Source organism: Paraburkholderia sp. RL17-337-BIB-A (genome assembly GCF_046025895.1).
In the GTDB taxonomy this organism is placed as follows: domain Bacteria; phylum Pseudomonadota; class Gammaproteobacteria; order Burkholderiales; family Burkholderiaceae; genus Paraburkholderia; species Paraburkholderia fungorum_C.
Window position 1 is genome coordinate 609,996 of sequence record NZ_JARESY010000003.1, and the last position, 15,048, is coordinate 625,043.

The window sequence follows — 15,048 nt, forward strand, 5'->3', positions numbered from 1 at the left end:
TTTTACGTTCCCATGCGCCAACGTCCATCCGTCCCTGTTCCCCTCGCAGACCGATTCCGTCCCGGCTCCGCCGGCACGCGTCAGGCAACACTTCGGCGGCTGCCGCCGCTACTCGCGTGGCTGTTCGCGGGTCTGCTCGGCTTGCTTCTGGCAATCAGCGTGAGTCACCCTGCTTTCGGCGCGACCTCGACGACGACGCCGAGCGCATCGAGCGCCGTGCCACCGCCGGCGTCCACACCGCTAACGTTGACACCCGAGCAGGCCCGCGCCGCGCTCACCGTGTTGACCGACCCGAACCGCCTTGCCCAGGTCGACGATACGCTGCGTGCGGTCGCAGCCGGCAGTGCGCTCGCGGCGTCCACGGCAACCGGTAGCGGCCCGCCCGCCCCGAGCGGCCGTGCCGGTGGGCTCGCCCATACGCTCAGCGCGAACGGCCTCACGTCGCAGTTGTCACGGCAAGCTGCCCATGCTTTGCTGACGGTCGGATTGCAGGTGAAACACTCAGCGGCGACTCTGCTCAACTTTCGAGCCGCGCGTGCGTGGTGGACACACTATGCGAGATCGCCACAGGGCCATGCGGTATTGGTCAGCGCCGCCTGGATGCTCGCGGCAACTTTGCTGCCGGCGTTCGTGCTCGAATGGCTAGTCGGCCTCGCCTTGGCTCGGCCTCGCCGCGCGCTCGCGGCTCGCGATGTCGGCGATGCCAGCGCGCCGCTGACGCCGCCCGGACAAGCCTCCCCGCGCTCGCTCGAAGCGGCCCGTGCCGCGCAGGGAAAGCGTCGCGCCGCGCAAAACTGGACGCTGCTGCAGCGCTTGCCGGGGGCTTTGCTTTACGCGGTGGTCAAAGTCATTCCGTTAGCCGGCTTCGCGCTGTGCGCGACCGCGGTGATGTCGATCCTGACCGACGATGGCTCACCGCAAGACCAGGCGATCGGCGCGCTGATCGACGCCTATGTGATCTGCCGCGCGGTGCTAAGCGTCTGCGGATTCTTCTTCGCGCCAGATGCGCCGAATCTGCGTATGCTGCGCATCAGCGATCGCTGGGCCGCGTTCGCGCAGCGCTGGGCGCGACGCATCGTGGCCACCGTCGGCGTGGGCACCGGGTTCGTTGAAGCGGCCCTCGCATTTGGCTTGGCCGTACAGGCGCACAGTACGATCACGAAGCTCATCGCACTGGTCGTGCATGGGCTGGTCATCGCCCTGATCGTGCAAGTCCGGCGACCGGTCGCCGATGCAATCCGCGCCGCCACGTCGAGGCGCGGTTCGATCGTGCACCTGGGAAACTGGCTCGCGGACGTTTGGGCCGGCCTGACGATATTTTGCGTCATCGCACTCTGGGTTGCCTGGGCGCTGGGCGTGCATGACGGTTTCGCGAGAGTGCTGCAGATGTTAGGTCTGTCGATCGTCGTGCTGGCCGTCGCGCGAGTCGTCGGGATCGTAACCTTTGGCGCGCTCGGGCGGGTTTTCCGTCATGCCGAGGACAACGCCCGCACGTCGATCGCCCGTCGCCGTGCATACCGTTACTATCCGATGCTGCGCCGCCTCGTCTCGTGGCTGCTCTGGCTCCTAACGCTGGTGGCGTTGCTTGAAGTTTGGGGACTTGACGTCACGCGCTTCTTTACGCAGAACGCGGTCGGCCATCGGTTAGGCATGGCGCTCATGACGATCGCCATCGCGGTCGCCATCGCTATGCTGGTATGGGAACTGGCCAATGTGGCCGCCGAGCGCCGCCTCGACGCGTGGCGCAGCGGCGGCGACCTGGTCCGCGCGGCACGCCTGGACACGCTGCTGCCAATGCTACGCACGGCGCTTTTCGTCGCGATCCTGTTGGTCGTGGGCCTGACCGTGCTCAGCGAAATCGGCGTGAATACGACACCATTGCTGGCGAGTGCCAGCATCTTCGGCGTCGCGCTCGGATTCGGTTCACAGAAGCTGGTGCAGGACTTTATCACCGGCATCTTCCTGCTGATGGAAAACGCCATGCAGGTCGGCGACTGGATCACGGTGTCCGGCGTGTCGGGGACGGTTGAGTATCTGTCCATCCGAACGGTGCGGCTGCGCGGCTTGGACGGCTCGCTGTACACGGTGCCGTTCAGCTCCGTGACGACCGTCAACAATTCAAATCGTGGCATCGGCAATGCAGCTGTCAAGGTGGCGGTCGCCTATGGCGCGGACGTTGACCGCGCCATCGAAACGCTGGCCGAAATAGGCGCCGAATTGCGCGCCGACGACAAGTTCAAAAACGGGATACTGGGCGACTTCAGTTTCTGGGGCGTCGACCAGCTCGATGGCGCGAGCGTGACACTAGTCGGCCAGATTCAGTGCAGCGATGCGCAGCGCTGGACGGTGCAACGGGAATTCAATCGGCGCATTGTCGATCGCTTCATTGCACGCGGCATCGAAATCGCCAATCCGCAGCGCACCTTCGTGACGGGCGCGCCATTACCGGCGGACGACGCGAGGCGCGACCGCAATGGCGCAGACCGCAGTACGCGATCCTTCAGCGAGGCGTGCACCTGATCCGCCGGACGCCCTCAGCGGCGTTCAATGCAAAGGTGCACTGGCGGCTGTGCGCGGTGAGGGCATGCTGGGCGGACCGGCGCAGGAGTTTGACGTTCATCCGAACCAGATCACCGAATGGAAGCGTCAGAGCGCAGCCGATGTCTTTGGCACTGCGAGCCCACGGCATCGAGCCGCCCGTTTTTGACCTGAAACGCCAAAGCACCTGGCGTGGTGCGACAACTCCCGATCTTCGCGTAGGACCGGGCGTCCGAAAAGCGGACGCCCGGAAACGTCGCGAACTTACAGTTCTGAACGGCCGCAACGGCCGATTATGCAAAGCGGTCTGGGAAAACCAGTCGATCTGCTGAAACGGCCTGCACCACACGGTTTGCCTGCTCTGCATAATCGCGCTGTTGATCGCGATGGGGGCAGCAATCGAAGCGTACGATCAAGCCCCGGAGGTTTGCGCGAATGCCAAGGATGTGCCCTTTTCTAAGGGGCATGGCAATACGAGCCTTAACTCGAAGCCCTCGGCACGTCACCTCGACGGAACCAGACGGTTCAGGCGAAGCGGAAATTATGTCAAACGCGCTCTAGGGAAACGCTGATTTATTCCTGATGGCGGTCATCGTGGGACCGCCCGAAAGCGTTCACCAGAGCAGGGTCTCGGGATGAGCGGAAGATGAAGCGACAAATCAGTTTTGCGGAAGCGGAAAGCCAGGGGAAGAAACGGGTGACACGCCGTCAGCGGTTCTTGACTGAGATGGAAAGCGTCGTGCCGTGGCCTCGTCTGCTGGGGGTGATCGAACCGTACTACCCGAAAGGCGAACGTGGCCGTCCGCCGATTGGACTGGAACGGATGCTGCGGATTTACTTCCTGCAGCAGTGGTACGGGCTGTCGGATGAGGCGCTGGAAGACGCGCTCTACGACAGCATCGCGATGCGCACGTTTGCCGGGATTGATCTGGCTGTCGAGAGCGTGCCGGATGCGACCACGCTGTTGAAGTTTCGCCGACTGCTGGTCGAACATGATCTGACGAGAGCCTTGTTTGATGAGATCGGCATCATGCTTTGCCAACGCGGCCTGTTGTTGAAGGAAGGCACGATGGTGGACGCGACGATCATCGAGGCTCCGCCGTCGACCAAGAACGCCGAGAAGACCCGTGACCCGGAGATGCATCAGACCAAGAAGGGGAACGAATGGCACTTTGGCATGAAGGCCCATATCGGCGTGGATGCCGATTCGGGGCTGGTGCACAGCCTTGTTGGCACGGCGGCCAATGAATCGGACGTTTCGCAAGCGCATGCCCTGTTGCACGGCCATGAAGAGCTGGCGTTCGGCGATGCGGGCTATATTGGCGTGGACAAGCGCGATGAGATGAAGCAACACAAGGCCAAGTGGCATGTCGCGATGAAGCGCGGGAAGATCAGGGCGATGCGCGAGGGCGCCTTGAAGGATCTGCTGATCGCGGCTGAACGGACCAAGGCGCAGATTCGTGCTCGGGTCGAGCATCCGTTCCACGTCATCAAGAATTTGTTCCGTCATCGCAAGGTTCGCTATAAGGGCTTGGCCAAGAATACGGCGCAGTTGTTCAGCCTGTTCGGCCTGGCAAATCTGGCGCTCGCCAAGAAGCTGTTGTTGGCCCCACAGGGGAGCAATCCGTCCTGAGCGCGAAAAACGCGCCGGGAGACGCATGAAATGGCGGAAAACTGCGCTAAATCTGCGTGTTTCTCTCTCATCATGAAAAGCCGAGGTTATCGGCGTGTGCAACATCATGCACAAACCTCATTGATCAGCGTTTCCCTAGCATGAACGCCGTGAACCCACCCGAGACGCAGATTTTCCGCAGCGGATAGTCGAGTTGTTTCCACGATTGCGAACTATGCATAATAGGTCGATTCCACGACACACCCTGGAGCTCGCCACGGTAAGGTGCAGGGGCGGCGAGGATTGCCTCGAGATCATTCGGCAGGCGACGTTGCAGTACGGTCCGGTCTTCGGCATCACTGACCACTATCACACTGTTGTTCGAGTGCAGGTCTATTCCGCAGAACTTCATGTTGGCCTCCGACAGGTCAAAGGGTCTGCTTCACCTTGGCTCTACCCCCGCGCCTCTCGCCGCGAGATTCAGGCCCGCTACATGATTGTCAACGGCGTCCAGATAGCGAACGCCGACGCAAGCTCATGCAAAAACATTCAGCGTTAACGTACCAGCTCTATGCGCTGCCCGGAGAGATCCTGTGGAGCAGGTGCAATGTCGCGGGTCTCAACGCGAGTTTCGATCATTCCTACGCCGTAGACGAGTCCCGTTCGTGCCCGCGCATAGACGTCCATTCCGACATAGCGGTGGACAGTTTCGATCGGGTGGGCTTCCGCGGCATCTAATGTCGAGAAGGCACGCACTTCAAATAGACGGTCATTAACAGGCTCGAGGAACACTCGTAGTGAGTCAGTGATTGTGGTCGCGCCATAGTCGTTGCGTAGATGCGCGATCCACCGATCCTGCAGTTCTGCCAGCGCCCTCTGTAAAGCAGCGTGAACCGTCGGGGTCAAACAATTCTCTGCGATCCAGTCACTCACCTGTGACAGGGAATACGGAGCGGTGTCCGAATGGTCCATCACAGGAATCCAGATTCCCACGTTGTTCATGTAAGTTCCTCCTCTCTCTCTATCACGGTCGAAAAAAGGCACCGGGGACAGCCCGGTCACTCATTGCCGTACCGAATATGCCCCGTTCACCAACGGCGCCCATGCCTCGCGCTTATGGACCACCGCGAGACATTGTCTGGCTGTCTCGCCTACGCGTATTTGGAATCTGCAGCCGTCGATGTCATCGGCTCTGTCGCCCGCCCGCAATGCCGGAGCCAGTGATCACGCCAGTCGGGCCGTCCCCGTCGCTGGCATGTACGCAACGGCGATCATCACCTTGCCAGCCGGCAGACAGCGGCAGCCGTGCCAAGGGGGTATTTTCTAGCCGCAAGGGCCGCGTGCAATGTTCCCTGTCGCACTCACGGATGCAGACAAGCCAAAAGAAAATGGTGTTAGAACAGGAATTTCCGCGTGCGATTCGAATCTGGACATCCGCGCATGCGACGCGTGCTTTCGCGCGTCGGTTGGTGATTGTTCTTCGGACGGTTGTGAAGCGGCCGTTGCAAGAGCGGGCCGCCGATGTGTTCGGCGCGTCGGGCGCGCCCGTCAACGAGCCGCCGGTGGATCTGAAGACGCCTCACGCACAGATCGGCCAACTGGCGCTGGAGAATGATTTTTGTCCGGCGCGACTGACGGGGCACGCGGCGAACGCGAGACGTCGGCCGAAGATACGAAAGCCGACGGCCCGCGCATACCAGGCAGGCACTTGATTGACCGGCGCGTCGCGCGCGCTTTGATGGCAGCAGACCTTTGTCTGGCGATGAATATTATGCTCGTTCGTGCGGAGGTTTTTAATGCGGCGGCGCACCGTTCATGTGAATGTTGTTAAAATGCGTTTGGCCGATATAAAAGCACAATAATAATATTACATGAGCGGGGATTCGCCGTTTGACGAAAACGTTCTTCCCGGGCATTAAAGGCAGCGCTGTGGCCCTGTCGATTATGGACATGCCCATCATTCGCCGGCCCTTTGTAGTCTCGATGACGGGCGATAGTGCCAGCTACGACGAGCGCGCGCGGCTGTTCGATGTGCTTCTGCACAAGCCGTTCTCGATGGAAGCGCTGATGCAAGTCATTTCAGCTGCTCAAGACAGTGTCGACGCGAGCGTTTCTTTAGCCGCCTAGAATCGCAGCTGCGTGACCACTGGAGGCAATCGGCACGCTTCGCAGGCTCAGGGAAGGCTCGCCCCTCGAACCAAGCGCAGATGGGCGCTGACCGGACAGCCGCTCGCCAGATGCTCACCGGTCTTGAGGTTGAACACTTCGATCGAATGGTGCTTCCACCGAAACGTAGAGGCGGTTGCGCTTGAGGTCGACGGCGAAATGATCGAAATCGCCATCGGTGACGTCAGGCAGCGGGATGGTCTTGATCAGTTGGACCGGTACGGCGGGCTCTGCGGCGTGGACTGCCGGAACCATGAGGCAAGTAACTGCGATTGCGGTGCTACCGAGAAACCGATTGAACTTCATTTTCTAAAATCCCCAACTATCTGCTGGCCGCGCAGCGGGCGACAGGATCGTCGACCGCCGCGGCATTTTTATGTCGCGGATCGCAACGTGGCACCCGACGTCGCGGTACCCCGATCCGCATTCACGATTAAAAATATGAACGTTAGGAAGTTCGCTGGCTCACAAGGGAGTGCTTATGAGTCAGCTTTGCTTACCTGATCCCAGAGTCTCGAAAACGCCTACAACGACCAAGCGTATTGCAGCCTTTCCAATCGGTGCGGTGGAAATGCCCGATCCATCCCTTGACTCCGGTTCATAACGTAACCGCAGAGAACGGGTTGCCGTTCGTCAGCTTTTTCGGTTGCGTTCGTGTGGGACGGATAATGAACTCGGCTCATTAATCGGTGGTGAATCGAAAATTACAAGATCGACAGAGCCATTTTGCAAAGACAGCATTCCAGACGGCAGACGCAGCGGGATCCGTGAGGCCGAGCTTCGCGAGGTTGAATTGTCCTTTGCGAAACCGCGATCATTTTTTGGAGGTTGAAAGAAGCCCAAAGCGGTCGTTCCATCGAGCCTGCAGCACTCGCTGGCGGTCTACGACGCGTTGCTGGAGGTCGCCGCATGTATCTGCAACATGACCGGATTGCCGCGCTGTGCGCACACCTCAAACTCGACTGCATTGCTACCGACTGGGCGCTGCTCGCACAACGCACTGCAACGACCGATTCGCGTATGGCTGACTTCCTTGAACAGCTTTTGCAAGCGGAACTCGGTGCACGCGAGCAACGCAAGCGTCACGTGCTGACGAAGCTGGCGGCACTGCCCAGCGTCAAGACGCTGGAGCAATATGACTGCGGCTTCGCCAGTGGCGCACCGCGTGCGCAGATTCAGGATCTGGCGAGTCTGGCGTTCATCGAGCGGGCCGAGAATGTCGTGATGCTCGGACCATTCGGGGTCGGCAAGACGCAGGTATCTATAGCGGTGTGGAGTTGACGCCGAGAGCGAAGTCTAAGAGGACGCTGGCGATGCCTCTGCAAAGTGATCGCGGGTCAGCTCCGCACCTTCCAATACCCGCTGTCGGAGTACCCTTGCCTGCGGGCACCGGAACCGTCAGTCATCAAGATCGTGGGGGACCTCGCAAAGTTCGTCCCGAAGATGTCAAGCAAAGGCTGAGGGGTTCGGGCTGGAGCAGGCAAGAGTAACGAGATGGTGGCGCATGATGTACTGAACATCAAGCGGCCAAGAATGAAACACCTGGCTGTGCTGCCCAGCGTCGAGCCCACACCTTTCAATCGTTCGGGGATCATCGTGCCTGTTACTGCGGAAGTTCCTGTTCACCGACGCACTGTCGGCATTGATCTCGCAATCAGCGCTGTTCAGGTTGCGCAGATATTCGACGAGGGTCGCGCCGTCGGCAAACCCATCCGTTTCCGGCTAACATCATTCGACCTGAAACGTTTCGTTGACGCGGTGACGGCCGGGTGCGCCGGCGGGAACTCCGACTTAAAGTGGGCAGCTCGACACACCACTGCCGCATGGCCAATCAGGGCGAGCGGCGCTGCCATGCGCATGAATACCTCGCGATCCGTTATAGCCGGCCGGCCTCCTTGAGGTAGTCGATGATTGCGGCACCGACCAACGCTGAGAGTGGATAAGTGGTGGTGTTGCCGGCATTGCACTTGCGGATTCTAAATCGCTCGTTGCGCCAGTCGATATCGTCGTGGGTACACGCAGATCGTCGACTGGCTCCTGTACGCCGGTCACGGACTGGCGCCATAACGCAGATCAGTTACAGCCCACGCGGAGCCGGTGCATTGGTATTCTGCATGCCGACCACACGGACAAGCACCACGGTCAGCCAGAAAATTCACGGCACATCGGAGATGCTGATAAAACCACCGAATCGCGGCCGGGGAAATGAGCAGATAAGAGACGCCTTGAAAGAGCCTTAAGTGATTCTTAAGGACCTCGAAAAGGTCAAAAAATATACCAATCAAGCACTCCGAATCGAGGCCGAAAGACAGTGCGCAGTAAACACGTTTTGTCTATCGGGAGATTTGGATGTCTATTCGGGCAATCGGTCAGAGCACGGCAGAAGCATCAGCGTCATTAGCCGCGCCGACCTCGAGTTCAGCGCCGAGCGCGCCTGCATCGGGCACGAGCGCTTCTTCGGCTACGGGGTTGTGCACCAGCACGTCCGCGTCGTCCGGATCGTCGTACACGGTCAACATCAGCAGCGCCGCACGTGCTTTGTTGCCCGAAGCAAGCGAGACGTCGGTTCAAACCGCGCAGGAAGCAGGCAAAGGCGATCAGCAGGCGCAACGTCTGCTCGCCAAGGAGGTCGCAGCCAAAGTGCACTAACGCACTCAGGACGTTCAGCCTGAAGGCAGAGACCGCCACGCCGGATCGGCGGCGATCCCACAGAATTGGAATGCGAGCCGACATGAAACGCTGAGCAGGGTGATCGCGCCGGCAGTCGAGCGCCGGCAACTGCGCTGCCGTTGGGGCTCAACCTACCGATTCACGCTCGAGCATACTGCCTTTCGCGCGCCGTTTCGCCAGCCAATGTGAAAGACGGTCGAACCACAGGTGTACGACCGGCGTCGTGAAGAGCGTCAGCATCTGCGAAAGGATCAGGCCGCCGACAATCGCGATGCCGAGCGGGACACGCAATTCCGCGCCCGCGCCAGACCCAAGCGCGAGCGGCAGCGCGCCGAACAGCGCGGCGAGTGTCGTCATCATGATCGGCCGGAAGCGCAGTACACACGCCTGACGGATTGCTTCGCGCGGCGATAAGCCTTGCTCGCGCTCCGCCACGAGCGCGAAATCGATCATCATGATGGCGTTTTTCTTGACGATACCGATCAGCAGGATGATGCCGATCATCCCCATGATCGATAGGTCCTGGCCGCATAGCATCAACGCGAGGAGCGCACCTACGCCTGCCGACGGCAGCGTAGAGATGATCGTGAGCGGATGAATTGCGCTCTCATAGAGAATGCCGAGAATCAGATACACCACGACGAGCGCCGCTGCGATCAGATACGGTTCGCTGGAAAGCGACGCCTGGAACGCCTGCGCCGTACCCTGGAACGACCCCGTCAAGCTGTCGGGTTTGCCTGCCGCGACTTCGGCCTGGTGAATCGCCGTCACGGCATTGCCGAGCGATTGCCCCGGCGCCAGATTGAACGAGATCGTCACAGCCGGGAACAACCCCTGGTGATTCACCGAAATCGGCGACACGTTGTTTTCGATCTTCGCGAGCGTGTTGAGCGGCACCAGTTCATTCGTCAGCGGCGAACGCACGTAGAGGTGCGCGAGCGCGTCGGTGGTCAACTGGAAGTTCGGATCGACTTCCTCGACGACGTGATACTGATTCAGCTGTGTGAAGAGCGTCGCGATCTGCCGTTGGCCGAACGCGTCGTAGAGCGTGTCGTCAATCGCTTGCGCGGTAATGCCGAAGCGCGAGGCGGTACTGCGGTCGATCACGAGCGTCGCGCTGGTAGCGGCAGCCTGCTGGTCGGAGGTGACGTCGGCGAGTTGCGGCAGCTTCGACAGCTTGTCGGTCAGCACGCCTGCCCAATGATTCAGTTCGTTGATATCCGGGTCTTGCAGCGTGTACTGATACTGCGCGGCGCTGATGCGGCCACCCACCTGAATATCCTGGCGGACCTGCATCGACAGTGAAAGGCCCATCACCTTCGCCACCTGCGGCTTCAGTCGATTGAGCACCTGCGCGGCGCTGTCTTTGCGTTGCCCGAACGCCTTCAGGTTGATCATCACGTGGCCCTGGCTCACGGTCGGATTCGCACCCATCCAGTAGTAGATGTTATCGACGGCGGGATCGGCTTCGATGATATTGCCCAGCTGCTGCATTTTCAAAGACATCGCGCGCGGGGAAATGTCCGGCGCGGCCTGCGCGACACCCATGATCAAACCGGAGTCTTCCTGCGGGAAGAAGCCCTTCGGGATCTCGACAAACAGCGCGCCCGTCGCGACGATCGTCGCGATCGTCACGCCAAGCATCAGCTTCGGCCGATTCAACACCCAATCGAGACCCCGCTCGTAACGCCGCTCCACCGCGACAAAGCCTTTTTCGAGCCATGCTTCGAGCTTGCGCATGCGCCCTGCTTCATCCGGCTCAGGCAAGCGGATCAACCAGCCGCATAGCATCGGCGTGACGGTCAGCGAGACCAGCGCCGACATCAGGATCGCCGCGCTCACCGTCACCGCGAATTCGCGGAACAGGCGTCCGACAATGCCGCCCATCAGCAGGATCGGAATGAACACGGCGATCAGCGAGATCGTCATCGAGATAATAGTGAAACGCACTTCCATCGCGCCGAGCAGCGCGGCTTTCATGCGCGGCACGCCTTCCTCGATATGCCGCATCACGTTTTCGATCACGACGATCGCATCGTCCACCACGAAACCCACCGCGATGGTCAGCCCCATCAGCGAGAGATTGTCGAGGCTATAGCCGAGCAGATACATCACGCCGAACGTCGCGACCAGCGACAAAGGAATCGTCAGGCTCGGAATGATCGTCGCCCACACGTTGCGCAGAAACGAGAAGATGACCATCACGACGAGCGCGATTGTCAGCATCAGCGTGAATTGCACGTCATGCACCGACGCATTGATGGTCTGCGTGCGATCGCCCACCACATGCAGATGCGCGGCCGCGGGCAGCGACGCTTCGAGCGCGGGCAGCTTCGCCTTGATGTTGGCGATCGTCTGCACGACGTTGTAGCCCGGCTGCTTGTGAATATCGAGGATGATCGCGCGCTCGTGCTGAAGCCATGCAGCCTGCTGGTTGTCCTCAGCGGCGTTAAGAACGGTGCCGAGATCCGATACGCGAATCGGTGCGCCATTTTTGTACGCGACCACGAGATCGCGATACTGCGCGGCGGTCGTGATCTGATCGGTCGCATTGAAAATCACCGAGCGATCCGGGCCGTTCAGGCTGCCCTTCGGCGCGTTCACGGTCTGCAAGCCGACGATCGAGCGCACGTCTTCGAGCGTGAGGCCGCGGGCGGTAAGCTTGTCGGGATCGAGCTGAATACGCACGGCAGGCCGCTGCTGGCCGTGGAAATCGACGAGGCCCACGCCTGGCATCTGCGAAATCTGCTGCGCCAGATAGTCCTCGGCGTAGCTGTCGAGTTGCGTAAGCGTGAGCGATGGCGACGTCAGCGCCAGTGACAGCAAGGTGAAGTCGGCCGGGTTGACCTTTTCGTAGGTCGGCGGGTTCGGCAGGTTCTTCGGCAGGGTACCGCCGGCCGCGTTGATTGCTGTCTGCACGTCCTGCGCCGCGCCGTTGATATCGCGTGACAGATCGAACTGCACGGCGATGTTGGTGGTTCCCAGCGAGCTCGACGACGTCATCTGCGTGATGCCCGCAATCAACGAGAGTTGCCGCTCGAGTGGCGTCGCCACCGAAGTCGCCATGGTCTCCGCGCTCGCGCCCGGCAATTTCGCCACGATCTGGATAGTCGGAAAGTCGACTTGTGGCAAGGGCGCGACCGGCAGCAGAAAATACGCCACCGCGCCGGCCAGCAGCACCGCGATGGCAAGAAAACTGGTCGCAATGCGGCGCTTGATGAACAGTTCCATCAGGCTCATGACGGATTGTCCTGGTTCGCCTGGCTGCCCGCCGGGTTTGCGTTGGCCGGTGCCTGGGCCACCGTCGGCACCGTGGTCGCCGCCACGCGCACGCCTGGATTCAAGCGGCTTTGTCCATCGAACACGACCCGATCCCCGAGCGCGATGCCACTGCGTATCTCCGTCATTCCGTCGACCGTCACGCCGGTTTGCACCGGACGCATCTGCGCCGTGCCGTTCGCGTTGATCACATATAGCTGCGTGCCGTTCTGCGTGTTCACCACCGCGCGGCTAGGCACCGCGAGCCGCTGCGCATCGGTACGCACCAGCACGCGGGCATTCACCAGTTCGCCCGGCCAGAGCTTGCGGTCCTTGTTGGTAAACGAGGCCTTGAGTTTGATCTGGCCGGTGGTCGGGTCGACCGTGCTGTCGATGAACACCAGCGTGCCGTCGGCGAGCGCCATACTGCCGGAACGCGTGGTCGCGTTCACGGCCAGCGGCGCCTTCGCTTGATTCGCGAGCAGGTCGGGCAGCACATCTTGCGGCACGGAGAACAGCACGGTGATCGGCTCCATCTGTGTGACGGTGACGATACCGGTCGTGTCGGTGGGATGCACGATTGCGCCGATATCAGCCTCGCGCGCGCCGACGCGCCCGGTGAACGGCGCACTCAGCGTGGTGAAGCTGAGTTGCAGCCGGTCGCTTTGCACCAGCGCGGCGTCCGCGGCGACTGTTGCGGCGAGTGCTTCCACTTGCGACTTCGCGGTATCCACGGCCTGGGTCGTCGCCGCGCCGATGCCCACCAGCTTCGAGTAGCGCGCGAGATCGAGCCGCGCGTTATCGAGCGATGCCTGGTCCTTGCGCTGCGCTGCTTCCGCTTGATGCAATTGAGCAGCAAGCGGTCCCTGATCCAGCTGTGCGAGCAACTGTCCGGCTTTCACTTCCTGGCCTTCAGTGAATGCCACGCGCTGCAATTGACCGTCGACGCGCACTTTGACGTCCACGGTATTGAGGGCGAGGACCGTGCCCACGGCCGCGACGCGAATCGGAAAGTCGCGGTTCACCGGATGACCGGCGTTGACCGGCACAGCAGCCGCCGCCTTGACGGCCGGATGCCTTGGCCAGAACCACGCCACGAGAATGACGACAAGGACGACGAGCGCCAGGACTAAAGGCGCACGGCGGCGCGCGCGAGGCACCTCGTGGTTCCGAAGGTCGGTAGATTTCATGAGCGGGAAGGCATGGAAGAGGAAGCGGCACTGCTATCGGTGACGCCGAAGCCGCCGCCGAACGCGCGAAACAGGCTCACCGACGCTTGCAGACGCGCGAGCCGCACCTGCACCAGCGTGTCTTCGGCCTGATAAAGCGTGCGTTGGGCGTCGAGTACGGTCAGGAAGTCGATGGTGCCGAGCTTGTACTGCGCTTGCGCGAGCGTGGCGGCTTTACGGGCGGCGTCGGTGGCGTTCTGGTCGGCGGTTTCGGCGAGCTGCTGCTGTTGCGCCGCCGACAGCGAGTCCTCGACATCCTGCAGCGCTGCGACCACGGCTTGCTGATAATCAGCAACGCCCTTCGCTTCGGCGGCCTGGCTTGCGTGCAACTGGCCATGCAGTGCGCCGCCGTCGAACAGCGGCGCGGCCAGCGAGGTGGCGAGGCTCGCAAACGGACTCGACAGGAAATGCGAAAGGGACTTGCTGCTGAGTCCGCCGTCGGCTGTCAGCACGATGTTCGGCAGGAAGGCCGCGCGCGCCGCGCCGACGCTCTCATTAGCCGACTGCAACTGCGCTTCCTTCGAGCGGATATCGGGACGCGTTTCCAGCAGGCTGGCCGGCAGATCCGGACGCGGTTGCGGAATGGCGATGTCGGCGAGCGCCGCATCACTCACTGTGAACTGCTCGGGCGCGGTGCCCACCAGCACGGCAAGCGCATGAATGCTGGTGTCCAGTTGCTGTTGCAACGCCGGCACCGCGGCCTGGAAGGTGGCGAGCGCATTGCGTTGCTGCTGCACCTGCAGCTCGGTCGCGACGCCTGCGTCCTGTTGCGCGAGCAACAATTGCAGAATATGCGCGGCGTCGTCGGAGATGGACCGTGCGATTGCCAGACGGCGGCGCAGGCTCTGCACCTGGAAGTACGTGTCCGCCACCGATGCGGTCAGCGTCAACGCCACCGTATCGCGATCGAACTCAGACGCGCGCGCGAGCAGGTCCGCCGCGCTGGCGTTGGCGGCGTTGAAGCCCCAGAAGTCGACCTCGTAACTGGCTTCGGCAAACAGGCTCTGGGTCTTGGTGGTCGAGCCACGCCCCTGGTGGCTGCGGTCGAAGGTGGCGCCGAGCGACAGCGATGGATACTGCGGTGCGCCGGCTTTCTCGGCGTTGCCGCGCGCCTGTTCGACGCTCGCAATCGCCGAAGCCAGCGTGAAGTTGTTGCGCAGACTGCGATCGATCAGCGCATCGAGCGCGGGGTCGTGATATTCGCGCCACCAGCCGCTTTTGACCGGAACGGTATCGGCGAGCGGCGCACTCGTCGAGCCGTCAAAGTGCTGCGCGAGCGGCGCACTGGGCCGCTGATAGGCCGGCACGAGCGAGCACCCGGCCAGAGCCACGACACCCAGCGCGCAGACTGTGCCGCATACGGCAGCGCGGAGCGTCAGATGAGGCGCACGAGGACTGGCGACGCGCGAGAACGGCGCCGAATGGGGCAGCCCTGACATTGGAGAACGCTCCGGCAACATGGGAATGTCGCCAGATTAGTCAGCGGGTCCTGTCGGCGCTCTCGCCCGATAATTAAAAAAATTTAATGTAGAGCAACATGCGGACGGAGCGGCCTGCGCGAGGCGTCAACGTCGC

At 61.5% G+C, this 15,048-nt stretch carries 11 protein-coding genes and 2 pseudogenes; 6 read left to right on the top strand and 7 right to left on the bottom strand.

Annotation, left to right across the window (positions count from 1 at the left end; all coding sequences use genetic code 11):
- Nucleotides 1-159 precede the first annotated feature (159 nt).
- The 3 genes and pseudogenes from P0D84_RS40755 to P0D84_RS40765 all read left to right on the top strand — a co-directional run bounded on the left by P0D84_RS40755 (nt 160) and on the right by P0D84_RS40765 (nt 4,171).
- Complete coding sequence (locus tag P0D84_RS40755) at nt 160-2,520, top strand: mechanosensitive ion channel domain-containing protein (protein WP_408347842.1); 2,361 nt, start codon at nt 160-162, stop codon at nt 2,518-2,520.
- Nucleotides 2,511-2,671: pseudogene (locus P0D84_RS40760) on the top strand (transposase); the annotation flags it as partial. The gene P0D84_RS40755 and the pseudogene P0D84_RS40760, both read left to right, overlap by 10 nt.
- A gap of 513 nt (nt 2,672-3,184) precedes the next feature.
- Nucleotides 3,185-4,171 (top strand): IS5 family transposase, encoded by a 987-nt coding sequence (locus P0D84_RS40765; protein ID WP_408347845.1) that lies wholly within the window; start codon nt 3,185-3,187, stop codon nt 4,169-4,171.
- A 124-nt stretch (nt 4,172-4,295) separates the two neighbouring features.
- On the opposite strand, the gene P0D84_RS40770 is transcribed toward P0D84_RS40765, so the two are convergent.
- Together P0D84_RS40770 and P0D84_RS40775 are read right to left on the bottom strand one after the other, a co-directional pair.
- Nucleotides 4,296-4,562 (bottom strand): hypothetical protein, encoded by a 267-nt coding sequence (locus tag P0D84_RS40770; protein WP_408347848.1) that lies wholly within the window; start codon nt 4,560-4,562, stop codon nt 4,296-4,298.
- Nucleotides 4,563-4,705: 143 nt separating this feature from the next.
- Nucleotides 4,706-5,152, bottom strand: a complete 447-nt coding sequence (locus P0D84_RS40775; RefSeq protein WP_408347851.1) for a hypothetical protein — start codon at nt 5,150-5,152, stop codon at nt 4,706-4,708.
- Between the two features lie 888 nt (nt 5,153-6,040).
- Here P0D84_RS40775 and P0D84_RS40780 point away from each other — a divergent pair.
- Nucleotides 6,041-6,277, top strand: a complete 237-nt coding sequence (locus P0D84_RS40780) for a response regulator (protein WP_408347854.1) — start codon at nt 6,041-6,043, stop codon at nt 6,275-6,277.
- A 114-nt stretch (nt 6,278-6,391) separates the two neighbouring features.
- Here the strand turns inward: P0D84_RS40780 and P0D84_RS40785 are convergent, their stop codons facing one another.
- On the bottom strand, nt 6,392-6,622 hold the full coding sequence (locus tag P0D84_RS40785; protein WP_408347857.1) for a hypothetical protein: 231 nt from the start codon (nt 6,620-6,622) through the stop codon (nt 6,392-6,394).
- A 603-nt stretch (nt 6,623-7,225) separates the two neighbouring features.
- On the opposite strand from P0D84_RS40785, the pseudogene P0D84_RS40790 reads away from it, so the two are divergent.
- Nucleotides 7,226-7,588 (top strand): annotated as a pseudogene (locus tag P0D84_RS40790) (ATP-binding protein); the annotation flags it as partial.
- A gap of 222 nt (nt 7,589-7,810) precedes the next feature.
- Nucleotides 7,811-8,215: a hypothetical protein gene (locus P0D84_RS40795; protein WP_408347859.1), complete on the top strand. Its 405-nt coding sequence runs from the start codon at nt 7,811-7,813 to the stop codon at nt 8,213-8,215.
- Nucleotides 8,216-8,685: 470 nt separating this feature from the next.
- On the opposite strand, the gene P0D84_RS40800 is transcribed toward P0D84_RS40795, so the two are convergent.
- The 4 genes from P0D84_RS40800 to P0D84_RS40815 all read right to left on the bottom strand — a co-directional run bounded on the left by P0D84_RS40800 (nt 8,686) and on the right by P0D84_RS40815 (nt 14,912).
- Complete coding sequence (locus P0D84_RS40800; RefSeq protein WP_408347862.1) at nt 8,686-8,835, bottom strand: hypothetical protein; 150 nt, start codon at nt 8,833-8,835, stop codon at nt 8,686-8,688.
- A 277-nt stretch (nt 8,836-9,112) separates the two neighbouring features.
- Nucleotides 9,113-12,226 (bottom strand): efflux RND transporter permease subunit, encoded by a 3,114-nt coding sequence (locus P0D84_RS40805; protein WP_408347865.1) that lies wholly within the window; start codon nt 12,224-12,226, stop codon nt 9,113-9,115.
- Nucleotides 12,223-13,434 (bottom strand): efflux RND transporter periplasmic adaptor subunit, encoded by a 1,212-nt coding sequence (locus tag P0D84_RS40810; RefSeq protein WP_408347868.1) that lies wholly within the window; start codon nt 13,432-13,434, stop codon nt 12,223-12,225. The genes P0D84_RS40805 and P0D84_RS40810 overlap by 4 nt, the downstream gene beginning before the upstream one ends.
- Nucleotides 13,431-14,912 (bottom strand): efflux transporter outer membrane subunit, encoded by a 1,482-nt coding sequence (locus P0D84_RS40815; protein ID WP_408347871.1) that lies wholly within the window; start codon nt 14,910-14,912, stop codon nt 13,431-13,433. The genes P0D84_RS40810 and P0D84_RS40815 overlap by 4 nt, the downstream gene beginning before the upstream one ends.
- Between the last annotated feature and the right edge of the window lie 136 nt (nt 14,913-15,048).